Source organism: Faecalibacillus sp. TM498, from assembly GCF_020589955.1.
Classification (GTDB): Bacteria; Bacillota_I; Bacilli_A; order Erysipelotrichales; family Coprobacillaceae; genus Faecalibacillus; species Faecalibacillus intestinalis.
The window spans coordinates 1-1,425 of record NZ_JAJDKB010000114.1; the positions used below are offsets into that span (position 1 = coordinate 1).

Below are 1,425 nucleotides of genomic sequence, written 5' to 3' on the forward strand. Positions count from 1 at the left end.
TCAAGCCTTATCATTAAGTTAATTATTTTTTGTCCAACAAAGTCGGTTCACTTCAAAAGACTCGTTCTATTTCTATAAAGCAAATTGGAATAAAAATGATAAGTTTGTATATATTACCTCAAGAAGAAAAACAGAAAGAACAGCAAATGATAGTACAATAAAGGTCTATTCAAATTGTGAAAATGTTAGATTGGTTGTGGCTGGTAAAGATTATGGATATGGAAAGCTTCAACAAAAGGGTGTATTTACTTGGGACAATGTTAAATACGTAGGAGACAATACAGAAATTCAAGCTATTGGTGAAAGTGGAGATAAAGAATATACGGATAGTATTGTTGTTAATGGTCCTAATAATAAAGATGACGTATCTGTAAAATACAAATCACAGGTACAAGATTATGGATGGCAATCTGGTTGGCAAAAAGATGGAAGTACTTCAGGAACAATAGGTGAATCTAAAAGATTAGAGGCTGTTAGATTAGAACTTACTTCAGATGTGTCTGATGGAGAAATATTATATAAATCACATGTTCAAGATGAAGGATGGCAATCTAAATGGAAAAGCGATGGACAAATTTCAGGAACAGTAGGAATTTGAAAAAGATTAGAAGCAATTCAAATTAAGCTAAATGGAAATGTTTCTAAAAAATATAATGTTTATTATAGGGTACATGTACAAGATTATGGATGGCTAGACTGGGCTAAAAATGGTGAAAGTGCAGGAACTATTGGACTCTCTAAACGTATAGAAGCAATTGAAGTTAAATTGGTTAAAAAAGGAGAAAATGCGCCGGGAGCAACAAATAGACCATGTGTTGAACCAAAATTAGAATATTCTACACATATTCAAGATTACGGATGGCAAGGTTCAAAATACGATGGTGAAATATCTGGAACGATTGGTGAATCAAAAAGATTAGAAGCAATCAAAATTAATATAAAAAATGCAAAATATGCTGGAAGTATAAAATATCAAACACATATTCAAGACATTGGTTGGCAAGAAAATAAATCTAATGGTGAAATTTCTGGAACTAGTGGATTAAGTAAAAGATTAGAAGCAATTAAAATTAGTTTAACTGGTGAAATGTCTGAAAAATATGATATTTATTATCGTGTTCATGCTCAAGACTATGGATGGCTTGGTTGGGCATGTAATGGACAAAGTGCTGGAACTGAAGGAATGTCTAAACGATTAGAAGCTATCGAAATTCAATTAGTAAAAAAAGGTGCAAATGCTCCCGGAGATACTAATAACTGTTTTTATAAAAAATAATTGATTATTAGGTAAGTACAAATATTATAGATAAATTCTATAAATATTTGTATTTACCTTTTTTTATAATTTAAAATATTATAAAATATTTTATAGGAGCTAACTATATAAAATTCAAGTGATTTTATGAAAAAGTTTGAAAATATTTA

General features: G+C 29.8%; 2 protein-coding genes and 1 pseudogene. All 3 read left to right on the plus strand.

All coding sequences use genetic code 11. The features are described from left to right. The first annotated feature begins 157 nt into the window (after positions 1-157). The 3 genes and pseudogenes from LJD32_RS14850 to LJD32_RS14855 all read left to right on the plus strand — a co-directional run bounded on the left by LJD32_RS14850 (position 158) and on the right by LJD32_RS14855 (position 1,276). Positions 158-598: a DUF4982 domain-containing protein gene (locus LJD32_RS14850; RefSeq protein ID WP_227392814.1), complete on the plus strand. Its 441-nt coding sequence runs from the start codon at positions 158-160 to the stop codon at positions 596-598. Positions 599-619: 21 nt separating this feature from the next. Then, positions 620-763: pseudogene (locus LJD32_RS15700) on the plus strand (hypothetical protein); the annotation flags it as partial. Between the two features lie 3 nt (positions 764-766). Beyond that, positions 767-1,276, plus strand: a complete 510-nt coding sequence (locus LJD32_RS14855; RefSeq protein WP_264472176.1) for a hypothetical protein — start codon at positions 767-769, stop codon at positions 1,274-1,276. Positions 1,277-1,425: the final 149 nt, after the last annotated feature.